Raw genomic sequence first — 16,210 nt, forward strand, 5'->3', positions numbered from 1 at the left:
AGCTTCCATGCCCGACCTTCCGACTCCCGACGGGAAGATCTTCCCGCGCAATCTCACCGCCAGGGCCGACCACGTCGTACACGGGAACCCGACCGGTACTCGCCCGGAGAGCGGGGTCGACAACTGCTTCCCTGGCCTGGAGTTCGACCAGCGCAACCTGGACAAGCGGTTCTTCCCCGGGCTGACCGTGGATTTCCAGCGCGGCAGCGGCTCCAAGGTGATCACCGTGCACGACGGCGGGGCGGCGGCGGTCGCGGGGCTGGCCCAGGCCGACGTGGACGACCCCGACAGTCCCGTGTACATCTGGGCACTGTGCGGACGTACGACCGTGGATCAGACGGAGTTCTCGGCTCCTGTGATCGACTGCAGCGGGCTGCGCGGCCTGGGCGTGTGGCGGCGTGTGCACGATCTGCTGCCCGGGCGGATCGCCGTACTCCTCGGTCCCGGGCCCGGGGTGTCTTCGGAGGGCTCGCTCGCCATCGGTGATCTGAACAGCCTGCGGCGAAGCGACGGGGGGTTCGTCCGGCGGAGCCCCGGTGGCGGCTTCGAGCTCGCGGTCCTGGTCGCCGAACGGGCCCGTTACCTAGACGAGGACGGAGTGATCGACCCGGAGACGTATGAACCGGGCGACCTCACACGCAGCCTGTGCGCTCCGTGGCAGTACGACTTCCGTGACTGCGGATGCTGGTACTGGGCCGCTTCCAAACCCGATGTCACCAGCAACTCGGACGGCAGCGTCCCTCAGATGAACTTCCTGCGCAGAGACCGGCTGCCGGCCGCCGACCTGGACTCGGACGCGAACGACCCCGGCGCCACCAGGGGCAGACGTACGGCGCTGGAGTTCACGTACCCCGGACTGATCGCGAACTGGGACGTGCTCCCCGTGGTCCTCAACGACCGCGAGGACGACACACTCGGCATTCCGGTCCCTGAACCTGTGACGCTGCTGGACCGGACCACGGTGATCAAGGAGCTGAAGAGGCTGGCCACGGTCGAGCACGCCCTGTGCGTGGAATACCTGTTCGCGCACTATTCACTGAACGCCCCCATGGAACTGCCCGAGGACGCGAGTCCCCAGACCACGCTGATCCACACGGCCGCCGCGGAGGTGTTCGCCGTCGCGGTCGACGAGATGCGCCACCTGCGCTGGGTCAACGAAGCCCTCGGAACCCTGGGTGAGCCGGTGACCCTCGGCCGTGCGGAGAACATCGAGCGGGACGGCGATCACCCCTTCGAGCTGCGCCCTCTCACCGAGGCCACGTTGCAGTGGTTCATCGACGTCGAGGCCCCGAGCCAGGTGCAGGGCACCGGGATCGACGGGATGTACGTCCAACTGCACGAGACACTGGTGGAGAAGCCCGAGCTGTTCGAGGAGTCCGACCGGCTGGCCCACCTCGTCAAGCTCATCATCGACGAGGGCGGCGACCACTTCCGCCGCTTCACCGCCGTCAAGGCGCACCTGGCCGCACTCGCCCCGCAGCAGTGGGTGCGCGACCTCGGGCCGGGCACCGGAACTCCGCTGCAGACTCAGCTCCTTACGCTCAGCGAGCACTACTACGCGATGCTGCTGGGAATGCTGCAGGACACGTTCGAGCTCGGCGACCGGGCGGGTGGGGTGCTGATCGAGCTGTCCCGCCGCACGATGGTCAACCTGCACGAGATCAACCACCTCCTCGCCGCACGAGGCGTGGCACCCCGCTTCACGCTGCCCGCCTGGCTCGACCCGGAGGGCGGGGGCGCCCTCGCGGAGGGGCCGTTCACGCGGGCCGCCGCGCTCGCCGCGATCCCGCCCCTCGACGCCATTTTCGCACTCGGCACCCCTGGAGCGCGGGACCTGGCGACCCGCCACCGGGCCGACACCGAAGCGCTGCTCGCCGCACTGACCGTCCAGGACGGCGGTGGAACGGACGGCGACGGGTGAGCACGGTTGTCACTATCACCGGATGCGGCCTCGCCGAACTCACCTGCGCCTGGCTGCTGGCCGGGCGCGGCCACCGGGTCCGGCAGGAGGCGGACGCTCCAGCGGCGGGCGCACGGCCGCTGCTGCTGACCGGCCCCACGCTTGACCTGCTGCGCTCGCTTTGGGGCGATGGACTCCTCGGCGGGGCCCACCTGTTGCGTCACCGTAAGGTGAGTTGGGGGCCCGGCGAGCCCTCGACGCGGTTCGCGCAACCGGCCCGCGTGGTGGACGGCGCGGTGCTGGTGGACCGGATGCGGGAGCGGCTCGCACAGGCCGTCACCGTGTCGACCGACCCTGCCCGGTGGGTGGTGACGGCGAGGGCACCGGATGACCCGGGCGGCCAAAGACAGGTCGGCAGAAGGCGGTTGCTGGCCGGGACGGCGCTGCTGCGGCCCGGGGTGGACGAGCGGACCGCGCTGCTGGGCACCACCGCACTCGGCTGGCTCCAGCTCACCCCGCTCGGCCGAGGCGACTGCCTGGTGCAAGCCATGGTGCCCGGCCCGGCCGAGGACGCCGCCGAGCTGCTGGCCCGGCTGCTCGCCGAGTCCGAACTGGGCTGTGTTCTGCGCCGTGCGCCGGACACTGCGGTCGCCGTCCCGGCCGCCCCGCGGCTGCACCGCACACCCGCGTCACCGCCCGGCGAACCGAGTCCGACCGGTCGGCTGACCGTCGGGGCGGGAGCCATCCGTTACGACCCACTCAGCGGCACCGGCACCGCCCAGGCGCTGCGGACGGCCGTCCTGGCCGCCGCCGTGATCGACGCGGAGGCCGTCGGCACCCCGGCCACCGCGCTCTGCGCGCACTACACCGTCCGGCTGCACACAGCGTTCGTCCAACATCTGCGCGCTTGCTCGGAGTTGTACGGAACCGCCTTCACCTCCGCCCTCTGGGCGGACGAACTGGACACCGCCCGGCTCGGCTTCCGCACTCCGGGACTGCCGGTCGCCGTCGTGTGACGGGACCTACGTGCCTTCTCACCCGATATGGAAGATGCGCAAGCGAGCGGGTTTCGCCGGGTCCCGCTCGATGGCTGGAACGGGCGCCCGGGCACCGCCGGACGCTGATTGCCCGGCATACGGGAGAACTCGACTCGCCCGCAGGCGCCTTCGATCTCGACCGCCGCCCGGGAGGCGGCGACTATCGCCGTGAGAAAACGCAGCATGCCGGCGAGGCTTCCGGACGGACTGATCGGCGCGGACGACCACGAGGGCCTGCGCATGGCCGGGTGCGCCTGGTGGTGGCGGGCCGACGGACGCGTAGACGAAGGCCAGCTAACAGGTGGCGCTTTCCTGGCCGGACGCCTGGTCACGAGGGCGATGGCGGCTCGCATGATCAGTGTCTCGGAAAGCCGCGTCAGACGTTCACAGCAGCGGGCATGCTGACGGGCGTGCATCGAGGAGGAGAGGCGGAACAGGTCGCCGGCCACGGTGCGGGCACATGAGTGGCCTGGGCTCCGGTGGACGTCGGCGACGGAGCGGCTGCGGGGCGAGCGTCGTCACATCCCAGCTGCGGGCCAACGCCTGCCGCGCAATTTGCTTGCCCCGGAACCATGTGCGTCGCCCCGGGGAGGCCAGTCCCACCACGAGCCGGATTCGAACGGCTCCGCAGGATGACCCTGCTTCAGTGACCTTCCGCGACAGCCCCCCACATCTGCACGCAGCACCACACGGAGGGCCCTGCCACTGCCCCGGTCGGTGATCGAGGGCGCCCCGGCGCCATCTCAACCGAGCAGGGTAAGTGCCGCGATGGCGGTCAGATAAGGGACCGGGATGATGAGGATCCCAAGTAGCCATGGCCGGATCCGACGCCCATAGGCCGCGGGGAAGAGCACATCAAGGATGGCGACCAGCAACAGACCGAGCCCGCCGAATACAACAACGCCGACTCTGGCCCACCCCGCTCCTTCGATGACATCGACACTGCCGCATTCGCTCCCGAAGCCTGAGTTGTCGAACGCGCAAGAGCGGTACTCAGTCAGCAGCAACCATGCCGAGTGCAAGGGCACCACGGCGGGCACTCCGATGAGAAAGTTCACCCACACCGGGGCCAGTTGCCTCCACCGCGACGGGCCTTCGGGCCGCGACGTGTCTTTGCTCCCGAACGTGGCCGACCTTATGTCCCCCATGGCCACAGGTTATCTGACCGGGGAGACGTGGTCCTCCGATCGCAGAGGCGGCTCTACGGGCCAACCGGATTCGCAGTACTCCGCAAGGTAGCTCTGCTTCATGTACCCTCCGTGACCGCTCCCCAAGACCTGTGCCAGCACCGAGAAGTGACGGCACCATCTGGTGAACTCCGGGGCGCCCCCTGGTCGCGAGCCGTCTGCTGGTGGCACCATCTGTGGGATGCCTCCTTCCATTCAGGTCGGTCAGTACACCGTTATCGCGCTGGCCGACGGCGCGGGCCCCTTCTTCTCCCCCAGGTCGGAGGCGTTCCCCCATGCCACCACCGAGCAATGGGCGGCGGCCGACCAGCTCGATCCCGGCGCCCTCGACACCGACGGGCGCTGGTGGCTCCAGTTCCGCGCGTTCGCGATCCGCAGCGATCAGGGTGTGACTCTGGTCGATGCGGGGATCGGCCCGGCCGACAACCCGGCGGCCTCCTGGGCGCCCGTGCCCGGGACGCTCCCGGCTTCGCTGGCCGCCGCGGGCATCGAACCATCCGACGTGGACACCGTGGTGCTCACTCACCTCCACACCGACCACGTGGGCTGGGCCGTCGTAGGCGAGCAGGCGCAGCCGTTCTTCTCGAACGCCGAATACGTGCTGCAGCAGGCCGAACTTGACGCGATCGAGGAGGTCAACCCGCAGCTGCGGTCCACTGTGATCGACCCGCTCCGAAAGACCGATCAGCTCCGGCTGCTCGACGGCGACACCCCGCTGGGCAGCGGCGAGCGTGTGCTGGCCACGCCCGGTCACACACCCGGCCACCAGAGCGTGCTCGTCGCGTCCGAGCGCGAACTGGTCGCCGTCACCGGTGATCTGCTCGTGCACGCGATCCAGCTGCTCCACCCCGAAGTCGCCTACGCCCACGAGATGGATCCCGAGCAGGCGAAGGCCTCAAAGGCAACAGGTGCTCCACAGTCCGGCCGTCGACACTCTTCACCTCGCGACCCCGCACCTGACCGAGCCGTTCATCGCCTGCTGACCCACTCGGAGGTCGATGAGCTCGACCCGCCCTGCTGGACGCCGCCTGCCGCTGATGCGACCTACTTGGTACGCAGAGTGCGTGCTGCGGCGTGTGCGCCTGGGGGAGCTCGGTCCGCCAGACCTGCGCATCGTCATGTCACAGCAGGTGGCACTGCCCTACGTACTTCCACTCGCCGTGCGCCTGTTGCGCGAGGGGCCGCTGCTCGACGCGTCCTTCTACGAGGGCGACCTGTTGCTCGCTGTGGTCAGCGCCCCTGTTTCAGCATGGGCCCTGCTGCCGGACCTTCACGCGAGGCTGTGCGCTGTGATTACCACGTTGCCGGAGACAGCGGTCGCTGACCTGCCCCGCGGCGGAGATGCCGCAGTGTGAGGCTTCGCCGAACTGGTAGCGACGCTCGGGACGAGTACGTGGATACGGCTTTCGGGCATGTCTCCTGTCAGAGCTGAGCTCCGTCAGCCCCAGCAGCGCGTCAGTCGGTGGGGTAGTGGCGACCACCGGAACCCGCTCACGGGCGTCGATGTCAGTGGTCTCTCGTAGCGTGGTCTCTGTCGGACACGGTGCGAACGGAGCGCCGGTGCATCTTGTTGAGGGGACTGCCATGTCGCGTACCACCACGTATCTGGAACTGTCGCAGGACGGCGCAGGGGCGCACAAGTTCTACGAGGTGACCGTGGAAGGGACAGTGGTCTCGGTGCGCTACGGACGCATCGGCGCGGGTGGCCAGTTGCAGACCTCCTCCTTCCCCTCGGAGGTGAAGGCGCAGGCCGCGGCGGCCAAGAAAATAGGCGAGAAGGTCCGCAAGGGCTACGCACCCGCGGTTCAGGGGCAGCGCGCGGCACGAGCGGTGACACGCCGCCAGGTCGCTTCCGCGCCCTCCACCGCCCGCGCCGTAGCACCCGTGCTGTGGCGGTTCCAGACCGGTGCGGCGGCCTTCGGTATTCACGTCGGTGAGGACCGCTGCTGGGTGGGGAACCAGTCGGGTGACGTCTACACCGTCAGTCACGGGGGTGAGGTCCTGGCGCGCTACAAGCTGCCCGACGGTGTCAAGTGCCTGGTGGCGGACGATTTCTGGATCTACGCGGGGTGCGACGACGGCAAGGTTTACGACCTCTCCTCGAAGCTTCCGTTCGCGGCGTACGACATCGCGGCGGACGTGGACATCTTCTGGCTGGACATCCGCGAAGGCGTGTTGAACGTTTCCGACCGCGCCGGGGGTCTGACGGTCATCGACCATGAGGACGAGTACCAGTGGGCGCGCAAGTCCACCGGGGAGCACGGCTGGATGGTGCGCGCCGACGAACGGGCCGTCTACCACGGACACCACAAGGGGGTCACGGCCTACGCGCCGGACGGCTCGGGGGAGCTGTGGCACACCGCGACGCCAGGTCAGGTGCTGTTCGGCTGGCAGGAGGACGAATCGGTCTACGCGGGCACCGCACGCAACGTGGTGCAACGGCTGTCCAAGGCGACAGGCGTGGTGGAGGCGACCTTCCGCTGCGACACCGCCGTGTACGCATGCGCGACCGCCCCCGGTGGCCGCTTCGTCTTCGCGGGCGACAGTTCCTCGTCGGTGTACTGCTTCGACGCCGACGGCACACGCCTGTGGAAGCTCGGTACGGGCGGCGGTTCGGCGCTGTCCATGCAGTTCTTCGACGACAAGCTGTACATGGTCACCACGGACGGGTCGCTGGTGTGCGTCGACGCGAGCCCCGCGGCCGTCGCCGCGGCCCAGCAGGGCACGGTCCCGGTCGCGGCGGACATCAAGTCCGCGGCGGCGCTGCCCACCTATACTCCGGCGGCCACGGTCACGACCGTCACCTCGCCGCCGCCCGGCGCGGTGGTCGTGGAGTGTGTCCAGGACGCAGGCAGGCTGCGGGTCCATGTCGTTTCCGACGGCTTCGAGCCGTCGTGGAACGTGCAGTTCCCGCGCGGGATGCGTCAGCCGGGGACCCGCTATGTGGTCGACGCCTTGCATCCCGCCCCGGCGGGTTTCTACCGGGTGCGCGGCGAAATCAGGCGGCTGGTCTGATGTGCACCCCCACCCGGTTCCCGCCCTCGTCCTCACGTCATGTCGCCCACCCATGTCATGACAACGCCCACCACGGTCGGAAGAATCGATCACGCCGGGCAGACTATCGAGGCGAGGCCACCGCCCGGCGCTTGCTCTGCGCCGGCGGTCCAAGGCCGCACGACCTGTACGGACACGACAGCGGGGCGGCGAGGCGGCGGCTCGGACGGCCGCGTGGCGAAGGCCGCGGTGCACACGGCCTCCCCCTGCACAGTCGGGCGGCGGACCGACCTCGTGCCCCCGCTGCTGACCTGGGTCGGCCAGCTCTCAGGTGGTGGCCGGGGCTGCGGCGTACTCGTCGTCGGTGACGGGGGTCAGCCAGTGCACGACGTCGTGGTCGGCGTCGCCCTCGTTGATGGCCAGGTGGACCATCAGCCGGTTCGGTGCGGCGCCGTGCCAGTGTTCCTCATCGGCCTCGAACAGGACGCGGTCGCCGGGCCGGATGACCTCGACTGTCCCGCCCCGACGCTGGCACAGGCCGATACCCTCGGTGACGAAGACGGTCTGGCCCAGCGGGTGGCGGTGCCAGTGAGTGCGCGCCCCGGGCATGAAGTGCACCAGGGAGGCGGTGACCCGGGACGGGGCGGGTGCCGCGGCGACGGGGTCGATGTAGACGTCGCCGGTGAACCAGTCGGCGGGGCCCTTGACGGTGTCGATCGAGCTTCGGGTGATCCGCATGGTCTTTCCTTCGTCGGTTTCACAGGCGAGCGGTGTGCGAGTGCGTCGGCACGTCCCCAGCTGAGGGCCGCGGCGCGGATGGCCCGGAGCGGGCAGGCTGCGTGGGCAGCAGGTCAGGGCGTGAGGAGGGCCTTGATGGCGCGTCGCTCATCCATGGCTCTGTAGCCTTCGGCGACCTGGTCCAGGGGGAGGGTGAGGTCGAAAACCTTGCCCGGGTCGATCCGGCCAGACAGGACGCGGTCGATGAGGTCGGGAAGATAGCGGCGTACGGGGGCGGGGCCGCCGCGCAGCCCGACGTGGGAGAAGAACAGTTCCTGTCCGTCGACGGCGACCTCGTGCGGGACGCCGACGAAACCGACGTTGCCACCGGGCCGCGCCGAGTGCAGGGCCTGCTGCATGGCCTGCGCGGTGCCGACGCACTCCAGCACGGAGTCGGCACCGATCCCGTCGGTGAGATCCTTGATCCGGGCGACGCCGTCCTCGCCCCGCTCGGTGACGATGTCGGTGGCGCCGAACCGGCGGGCGAGGTTCTGCCGGGAGGCGTGCCGCGACATGGCGATGATCCGCTCCGCGCCCATCTCCTTCGCCGCTATCACCCCGCACAGGCCCACCGCGCCGTCGCCGACGACCACGACGGTCGAGCCGGGCCTGACCTCGGCGGCATCGGCCGCCCACCAGCCGGTACCCATCACGTCGGAGACCGCCAGCAGACCGGGCCACAGCTCCGCACCGGGCACCTCGTCGGTGGCGGCCAGGGTGCCATGGGCGTTGGGGATGCGCACGTGATCGGCCTGGCAGGTGCTCATGAACTCACGGTGCAGGCAGTTCGACTGGTAGCCGTTGTGACAGTTCGCACAGGTGTTGTCCGAGGTCGCGAAGGAGCCGACCACGAACTGACCCGGCTTGACCGAGGTGACCTCGCTGCCGACCTCCTCGACGAAGCCGACGTATTCGTGCCCCATGGGGTGCGCCTCGCCGATCGGCTCCAGACCGCGCCAGGGCCACAGGTCGGAGCCGCACACACAGGTGACGGCGGTGCGGATGACGGCGTCGGTCGGGTGGAGGATCTTCGGATCGTCCAGGACTTCGAAACGACGTCGCCGGCGGCGTGGATCACTGCTCCGCGCATGAGGCTTCCTTACGTGTCGAGACGAGCGGTACCAGGGTGGTGTACCGGCCGCCGATTGCAGTTGCTTGCCCGGCTCGGGTGGCGAAAGGCCGTCCCGAGCCCGATACCGGATGCGGACTCATCGCCTGTCCGCAGGTACGGCCGACGCAAAGCGCCACGTCATCCATGGAACCCGCTCTTCGCCCGTCCAGCGAGTCACCAGCAAGAGGTGTACCGGCAGTACACCCCTCGGCCGTGCGGGGGACGTACCGTCGATGGCGTGGACAACAGTCAAGAGGTCCGCGAGTTCCTCACCTCGCGGCGCGCCAAGATCACCCCTGAGCAGGCCGGGATGCCGTCCGGCCCCCGGCGACGCGTCCCCGGTCTGCGCCGCAGCGAGGTCGCAGCCCTGGCCGACGTGAGCGTGGAGTACTACGCCAAGCTGGAGCGCGGCAACCTCGCCGGCGTTTCCCCCGCCGTCCTCGAAGCCGTCGCCCGCGCCCTCCGGCTCGACGACGCCGAACGCGCACACCTCCTCCATCTGGCCCAAGCCGCCGACGGGACCGACGCCCTCACCCGCCCCCGGCGCCGCACGACCCGGCAGTGGACGGCACACCTCAGCCTGCAGTGGACCCTGGACGCGATCACCGCCGGGCCCGCCTTCGTACGCAACGGGCGCATGGACCTCCTTGCCACCAACCAGCTCGCCCGCGCTTTGTACAGCGATGTCCACGCCACACCCCACAACCAGGCGAACCTCGCCCGCTTCCAGTTCCTTGATCCCGCCTCCCGCCGCTTCTACCCGGACTGGGACCAGGCCGCTGACGTCGCCGTCGCCATCCTGCGCACCGAAGCCGGCCGCAACCCCCACGACAAGGACCTCCACGACCTCGTCGGTGAACTGTCCACCCGCAGCGACGATTTCCGCACCCGCTGGGGTGCTCACAACGTCCGCCTCCACGGCACCGGCACCAAGCGCTACCACCACCACGCCGTCGGGGAACTGACCCTCGCGTACGAAGGTCTCGACATGGCCGCCGAACCCGGTCTCACCCTCACCATCTACACCGCCGAACCCGGTTCCCCCTCCGAAGAGGGATTGCGCCTGCTCTCCTCCTGGGCAGCCACCCAGGACGCGACCTCCCCCGCGTGGCACGCGTCCAGTTGACGGCGCTTCAGGCGGACAGAGCCGGACGCCGGAGTGAAGGGGACCGGCGGACGTAACCTGGTTCTCACCGATGGGGGCACGACGATGTGCCGTACGAACGCCGCGACCGCCCTCACACCCGATGTCACGTCAGGATCCCTGCCGGGCAGGGATTTGAGGCAGGAATTCCCGGGCCCCTTCACGGTCTCGTGCGAAGGTCTGCAAGCCCTTTCGGGCTCCACCCTGCCGCAGTAACGATTCCTTGGAGAGCTCATGCGCCGCGCACACCTCCTCTCCGCCGCTGTCCTTCTGCTCTGCACCGCCTGTGCCGGTCCGGACAGTGACTCGGGGAAGAGCACGAAGAATGCCGTGGATCACGGGGAGACCGTGCGCACCGCGATAGAGAGGACGAGCGCGGACAGCGCCCGAGTGGACGAGAGGATCGAGCTGCAGTCCGCCGACAGCTCCACGACGTACGTGTTCGCCGTCGCAGGCGCCTTCGACATGGCAGGTGACAAGGGCCGACTCACGGTGGAACTCGAGGACAGCGGTATGAACCCCGTCGAGGAAGTCTTCGTCGGCGGCACCGTCTACGTGCGGGGCTCGCGGGCGGTGGACGAGGGCAAGTGGGCCTCGGCCGTTCGGAGCGAGGCCCTGACCCGCTATTTCCTGCGGGCGCCGCTGAACGACCCCGAGCACCTGCTCCGCCAGGTGAAGGCGATGCGGCAGGTGTCGAACGAGGGCGAGGAGCAGGTGGACGACGCCCCTGCGGTGCGTTACCGGGGCACGATAGATCACGCCACCGCGACGCTCCGCATGACCACGGAGACGAAACGAGGGCTGGACGACCTGCGCGAGAAGCTGGGCGACGACATGCCCGTCTACGCGGACGTGTGGGTCGACGGGAAGGGGCGCGCCGTCCAGGCCAGGCTGTCCTACTTCGGCGGTATGAAGGCCATGACGACGATGAGCCTGTCGGACTTCGGGACGAAAGTGAAGGCCGAGGCGCCGTCGGCCGGGGAGGTCGTCCCCGTGACGGCGGGCGAGGACATCCTGCTGGCCTGAGCGGGTCGAGCCCGGCGAGGGGGCCCCGGGCGACAGTCGGATCGCGGGGGGGGGGGGGGGGGGGGCCCCCGGGCCCCCCCCCCCCCCCCCCCCCGCGCGGGCGCACACCCGAGCCCCCCGCCACCACCCCAACGGCCCGCCGCCCCGCCCGCGCGCGCCGCCCCCGCCGCCCCGGCCCCGGCCGCCCCCCCGCCCGCGGGGGCGGGGGCGGCGGAGACGACACCGCCGGCCTGCGCGGCTGGGCCGGACCGGCTCGCCACGGTCCTCGACGACAGCTGTAGGCCGCTGGACCGGTTTTTCATCACCTGGGGAGGAACGTGCGGCGGAGACCGCCGGCTGACATTGCGGCGGAAGATCGGGACGCGATCCGGTGCTCACTGCGCAGAGGCTGTCGTGGAACACTTCGTGCGTGCCCACCGGGACAACCGCGCGCCGTCTAGGCGCCATCGCCGTTCTGGACGCCGTCTTCGTGTGCGGTTGGCACCTTGGCCAACCCCTGCCCCACGTCGGTTGCCTGACCTCCGAACCGGCGACCGCGTCCGAGGCCCCGGCGGTGATCAAAGAGCCCGGTGAGGTCTTCCGAGACCTGTCGCAGGCAGCAGCGTAGATCGGGACGCTCGCCACCTACGATTTCGTTTCAACCGAAGTGATCGTTCCGTGCGATGCGGTGCCTTGCCCTCGTCTGGTGACCGGCGACTGGCGCTGAGGGAGCGAGCGGACAGGGGAGGAGGAGCTTCAGTGGCGCCGCCTGAGCTGCGTCATGCGGCGCGCCGGCCGCGAACGACGAGACGCGGTATGACGATGCCGCGTCGGTTCTCCGCCTCCGAGTCCGGTTGCGCGGTCAGAAGGCGACTGCCGGCCGCCCGCGCATGGTGTGCGGGTGGCCGGCAGCTTCCGGGTGGACGGTTCGGATCACACCCTGAGCTTGATCGCTTCGATCCACAAGTCGTTGTCGTGGGTGCCGGAGTAGGTGAAGTCGTACCCGGCTCCGGGCTCGTCGCATGCCAGGTTGAGCCAGGCGTCGTTGTGGACGTAGGCGGACTGGCAGACGGTGCCCTTGCCGGCGTCGACGCTGATGGAGAACCCCAGCATGTTCGGGGCGTCCTTCTCGGTACTGCCGAGGTAGTTGTCGACGCCGTCGGCGGCGTTCGTCCACGGCTCGGGATAGTGCCCCGTGCCATTGGTCGACGCGGGGTTGTGGACGAAGGCGCCGCCGGATGTGCCCTTGGTTCCGGACACGGCGATGTTGACGGCCTTGAGCGGCGCCCCCGCGCCCGTCGTGCCCGCTTCTTCGCCGTCGCACACGGCGTCGGTCCAGCCCTGACCCGCCGCGTAGACCCGGTAGCAGATGTGCCGTCCGCTCGGATCCTCCGCGGCCAGTTGCTGGACTGCGGTCGCCGCGGTCTTCTCCGGTGCCTTGGTCTCCTTCTCCTCGGAACCACCACCCCCCGCCTCGGCTTCGTCTCCGCCCGCCTGCTCCGTCTCGTTCGCGGCGGGGGGTGCCGTGACGCCGGCCGACGGGGCCTTCGGCGCCTCGAGGGGCGGTGAGGGAGCGGGCGGCAGCGTGCTGATGCCGGCTTCCTGGGGCTTTTCGGTGGCGGCGCTGCGGACCTGGGGCTTGTAGGCGATCCACAGCATCACGAACGTGATCGCCAGCGCCAGGAAGATACTGAGGAAGGCCGCCAGCCAGCGCGGCAGGAAACCCCGCTGCACGTACGTGCCCTCGACCTCCAGCGGCGTCACACCTGACCGCTGCACCGCCAGGGTGTAGGGCCGGTGCTCCGCCGACCCGAACCAGATGATCTGCCGCGGCTTCAGCGTCATCTTGACGAACGCCGCACGGCCCGGCTCGATCTGCACACTGCTCGGGTGTATGTCGTACGACAACTGATCACCGTTGTCGCTGCCACTCACCGACGCCGTCAGCTTCGTATTGCCCACGTTGTCCACGGCCAGTCTCGGACGGCCACGGAAACGACCCTTCACCGTCGGCGGGATCAACTCCGCCCGCACTTCCGCGAACGGGGTAATGGTGACGTTTCCCTCCGGAACCGTCGTCGCCTCCGGATACTCCGTCGGGGTGATCCGCACCGCGTACGGATTCGGCCCGGCTGTCGCATCCGGCGTACGCGGCGGAGTGAACGTCAGATCCACCGAACCCGTCGTCCCCGGATACAGCCGCAGCGACTGCGGCTCCACGACGGTCCAGGGCGCGAGAGAGCCCACCGCCTCGAAGCGGTACTCGTCCACCACGTCACCAGTGTTGCGTAGCCGCAGCCGCACAGTCGTACTACCACCCGGGTCCACAGTCGCGGAGGCGGGCTCGAGAGAAGTCCAGAGGCTCACTCCTAGACGTTAAACGCGGCAGTGGCGCCGAGTCAGGAAGCCACAGGGCACGATGAGTGCCCGAAAAGGCGGTACCCGCTGCCCTCGCACTCAGCTGCGCGTAGGTGGTAACAGCGCTGCCGTGTCGAGGTCCGCTTGCCGGGCGCTCGACGCCTATGGCTCGCCGGGGTGGTGCCGCGGCGCGTACGGATGGGCCGCGGCAAGGGGGCCCTGGCTCCTTACCACTCCTCCCTCGGCGCATTCCGGGCTTCTACCGACTGACCGTGCGGCACTCGCGTTCCCGATACCGCGAACCGGATGTGCGTTCTCCCAGGTTCACCGGAACGCTTGTCTCCGAGTACCGGATGCCTGACTCCCCGGCCTCTGCGCCCTCTGCCCTGCTGTACGGCCTGTCCGCTGTCGCTCGCGGCAGAGGCTCGCGGTCGTTCAAGCGGCCTGACCGAGGTGGACAAGCCCTGCTCGCGCGGCGAGTGAAGTGGACGTCGAGTTTCGGGTCGTATGCATCAGGCTGACGCCGAGTTGGCGTGCTGTCTTCGCCGGACCGGTTGACATGCTCGGCGTCGTACTCCATCGCCGCCTCCGGGCGAGCACCGGTCGAGCACGGCTCCGCGCGAGCTACGAGCACTGGCGGACCCGCATCGGACTACGCACCGAGCCCGCTCACGCGACCCGCCTCCTGCGCGCCATACTGGTCTGACGAACCCGAAGCCAGCCGCTCACGGATGTGAGGCGTCTCCACCTGGAGGTTGTACGTCACTCAGCGAGGGTGAGTGAACGAAGGCCGACATCCAGCACGCGGATCAACTCGCCAACCCGTCCGCCGCCTCTCGGCGCCGCCGGGAAGCGTTTGAGCACGTCAACGACGACTGGTGTCGCACGAGACACCATCTGCTCGATGCGTGCAGCACCCACACCCCGATCGTCGCCGGCGACAAGTTCGGCCGCTCTGGCCGCGTAAGCGCCAGCTCCGAGGATGTGCTTGACCTGGGTGGCTTTGGCCAACGGATGCAGGTAGGCGGCGCCTGCCGCAGACATCGCAGCCCATGCTGCCTCTCGGGCAGCCGCCGTATGAGCATCCTTGGCCGCTTTGAGGGCCGCCGATGCTGTGTCGCGCAGGGGCTTCCCGCGTTCGCCGCCTTGAGCGAACTGCCATGCGGCAGTGATCGCGTCGCGAGGCCGCGAGTCGTCCGGCTGATCGACCTCGAATACCTCAAGCACCGCCTCAGCACAGGTCGCAGCGAACGCAGCGACCTCACGAAGGTCCTGCTTGCTCAGCGTGATCTCGCTCGCGTCCCCTGACATGGGTTCATCTTCCACGATTACGCCGAACCGCTAGGCCGTTTCGTTCGGGTCACGCCTTGCCGCGATGTAGGTGCGTGGTACCGACAGAAGTTCTGCGGTCCCCGGGCGACAAGCGGTCTGGTGAGCCGAAGTCGCCGGCGTGGCTGCGGGGACGGGTGGAGAGGATGCTTGCGAAGATCGACCTGCCGGAGCTCGTGTTCGAGGTGCACGGCTGGACCGGATATCTGGACGCCTTCGTGCACCTGGGCGACGGCACGACCCGTATGGGGACCTGGGCACCTCGCTCTGGCTCTCCTCCCGTCGCGAGGGGTGGTATGGCAGACCAGCACCTTTCCCAGCCCATGAGGACAGGCGCGTGATCGTGACAGCGAGCTGAGAAGGTCGAGACGGTCCTCACGGAGCTGTGCGGCTGCCCAGGGGGCGATCGGGTCGGGGATCGTGTCGCGTTGCGCCCGGCGGTTTTCAAGGAGTCCACGGTCGGCGTTGCCGCTGATCCAGATGACGCGGTGGCGGAGGCTGGTCAGCAGGTCCAGAACTTGGGTCGGTGACGGGCCGCGGAGATGTCGCCGGTGAGCACGATGTGGTCGGCGGCGCTGACATCTGGTTCGGGGAGCACCGCCTCCAGGACCGGCAGGGAGAGCCGTTCGCGAGTCTGGGTGGGAGTTGTGGGGAGAGGCCGGAGGCAGCGAAAGTGCCACACGTGGCCATCACCACGTTCAACGGCCTTTGCAGGCGGGCCTGTTCGCACTCACGAATGCCTACCCACCGCCACCTACATCAGACGAAAAATTCTCCATCAGATGTACCGCCTGATAAGTCCCTGGCCCAGAGGGCGTGATGCCGTGCATCGGACCCGCTGCGAGTGGCTCGGCGAGCCCCCCCCGCGAAGGGGACTTACACAAGCCGCTGACCAGTACAGAACGGTCAAGGTGCCGTCGGTGCTCAATCCCGTCGCAGTGTTGCGTCCGACGCGACTGCGGCCACTTGGAACATCGGTACAGCCATTGGCGCCGAGAACGATCATGGTCCGGTCAGCGTAAGGATGCTGACGCGGTTCTCGATTGACCGGCAGCTCGGCTTGACGGCGAGCCGTGCCGGGCCGGATGGCGGGGGGAGGCACGCGCGACGGCCATGAAGCGGCCGGCCATGACGGGGCCCGCAAGGTGGTCACCGTCCTGGTCAGCCATACTTGAGAGGCATCTTGACCCGCTTCTCGTTTCGTTCTGCCTACTTAGACCGACCGACCGACCGGCAATAGGCGCTCGGGAGGCGGCGGAGGCATCAGAACGGCCACGGGTCCACGTGATCTTGGAGTTCTCTACGCTCAGTAATCACAAAGGACGGCCTGGCTGCGCTGCCACTTTACCCACTTGAACCCTCCCGGGC

Annotated in this window: 10 protein-coding genes and 2 pseudogenes; 7 read left to right on the plus strand and 5 right to left on the minus strand. The window is 69.1% G+C overall.

What is annotated here, in order from left to right; translation table 11 throughout:
* Positions 1-7: 7 nt before the first annotated feature.
* Together ACFYSH_RS14680 and ACFYSH_RS14685 are read left to right on the plus strand one after the other, a co-directional pair.
* Positions 8-1,921: a ferritin-like domain-containing protein gene (locus tag ACFYSH_RS14680; RefSeq protein ID WP_388752631.1), complete on the plus strand. Its 1,914-nt coding sequence runs from the start codon at positions 8-10 to the stop codon at positions 1,919-1,921.
* On the plus strand, positions 1,918-2,916 hold the full coding sequence (locus ACFYSH_RS14685) for a hypothetical protein (protein ID WP_388752634.1): 999 nt from the start codon (positions 1,918-1,920) through the stop codon (positions 2,914-2,916). The genes ACFYSH_RS14680 and ACFYSH_RS14685 overlap by 4 nt, the downstream gene beginning before the upstream one ends.
* Before the next feature lie 764 nt (positions 2,917-3,680).
* On the opposite strand, the gene ACFYSH_RS14690 is transcribed toward ACFYSH_RS14685, so the two are convergent.
* Positions 3,681-3,995, minus strand: coding sequence for a hypothetical protein (locus tag ACFYSH_RS14690; protein ID WP_359466550.1), 315 nt, complete (start codon positions 3,993-3,995; stop codon positions 3,681-3,683).
* Between the two features lie 310 nt (positions 3,996-4,305).
* On the opposite strand from ACFYSH_RS14690, the pseudogene ACFYSH_RS14695 reads away from it, so the two are divergent.
* From ACFYSH_RS14695 to ACFYSH_RS14705, 3 genes and pseudogenes are all read left to right on the plus strand, one after another.
* Positions 4,306-5,107: pseudogene (locus ACFYSH_RS14695) on the plus strand (MBL fold metallo-hydrolase).
* Positions 5,108-5,242: 135 nt separating this feature from the next.
* The gene (locus tag ACFYSH_RS14700) at positions 5,243-5,479 is read left to right on the plus strand and encodes a contact-dependent growth inhibition system immunity protein (protein ID WP_388752801.1); all 237 of its coding nucleotides are present in this window, start codon (positions 5,243-5,245) and stop codon (positions 5,477-5,479) included.
* Positions 5,480-5,708: 229 nt separating this feature from the next.
* Positions 5,709-7,139 (plus strand): WGR domain-containing protein, encoded by a 1,431-nt coding sequence (locus ACFYSH_RS14705; protein WP_388752636.1) that lies wholly within the window; start codon positions 5,709-5,711, stop codon positions 7,137-7,139.
* A 306-nt stretch (positions 7,140-7,445) separates the two neighbouring features.
* Here the strand turns inward: ACFYSH_RS14705 and ACFYSH_RS14710 are convergent, their stop codons facing one another.
* Together ACFYSH_RS14710 and ACFYSH_RS14715 are read right to left on the minus strand one after the other, a co-directional pair.
* Positions 7,446-7,856, minus strand: coding sequence for a cupin domain-containing protein (locus tag ACFYSH_RS14710; protein WP_359466562.1), 411 nt, complete (start codon positions 7,854-7,856; stop codon positions 7,446-7,448).
* 113 nt (positions 7,857-7,969) lie between these two features.
* Positions 7,970-8,985, minus strand: a pseudogene (locus ACFYSH_RS14715) (zinc-dependent alcohol dehydrogenase family protein).
* A gap of 259 nt (positions 8,986-9,244) precedes the next feature.
* Here ACFYSH_RS14715 and ACFYSH_RS14720 point away from each other — a divergent pair.
* The gene (locus ACFYSH_RS14720) at positions 9,245-10,132 is read left to right on the plus strand and encodes a helix-turn-helix transcriptional regulator (RefSeq protein WP_359466567.1); all 888 of its coding nucleotides are present in this window, start codon (positions 9,245-9,247) and stop codon (positions 10,130-10,132) included.
* Between the two features lie 252 nt (positions 10,133-10,384).
* A complete protein-coding gene (locus ACFYSH_RS14725; protein WP_388752638.1) occupies positions 10,385-11,176 on the plus strand; it encodes a hypothetical protein in 792 nt (263 codons plus the stop codon).
* Between the two features lie 912 nt (positions 11,177-12,088).
* On the opposite strand, the gene ACFYSH_RS14730 is transcribed toward ACFYSH_RS14725, so the two are convergent.
* Together ACFYSH_RS14730 and ACFYSH_RS14735 are read right to left on the minus strand one after the other, a co-directional pair.
* The gene (locus ACFYSH_RS14730) at positions 12,089-13,522 is read right to left on the minus strand and encodes a hydrolase (RefSeq protein ID WP_388752641.1); all 1,434 of its coding nucleotides are present in this window, start codon (positions 13,520-13,522) and stop codon (positions 12,089-12,091) included.
* Between the two features lie 753 nt (positions 13,523-14,275).
* A complete protein-coding gene (locus ACFYSH_RS14735) occupies positions 14,276-14,824 on the minus strand; it encodes a putative immunity protein (RefSeq protein ID WP_359466575.1) in 549 nt (182 codons plus the stop codon).
* Positions 14,825-16,210: the final 1,386 nt, after the last annotated feature.

Source organism: Streptomyces sp. NPDC005791 (assembly GCF_042871485.1).
In the GTDB taxonomy this organism is placed as follows: domain Bacteria; phylum Actinomycetota; class Actinomycetes; order Streptomycetales; family Streptomycetaceae; genus Streptomyces.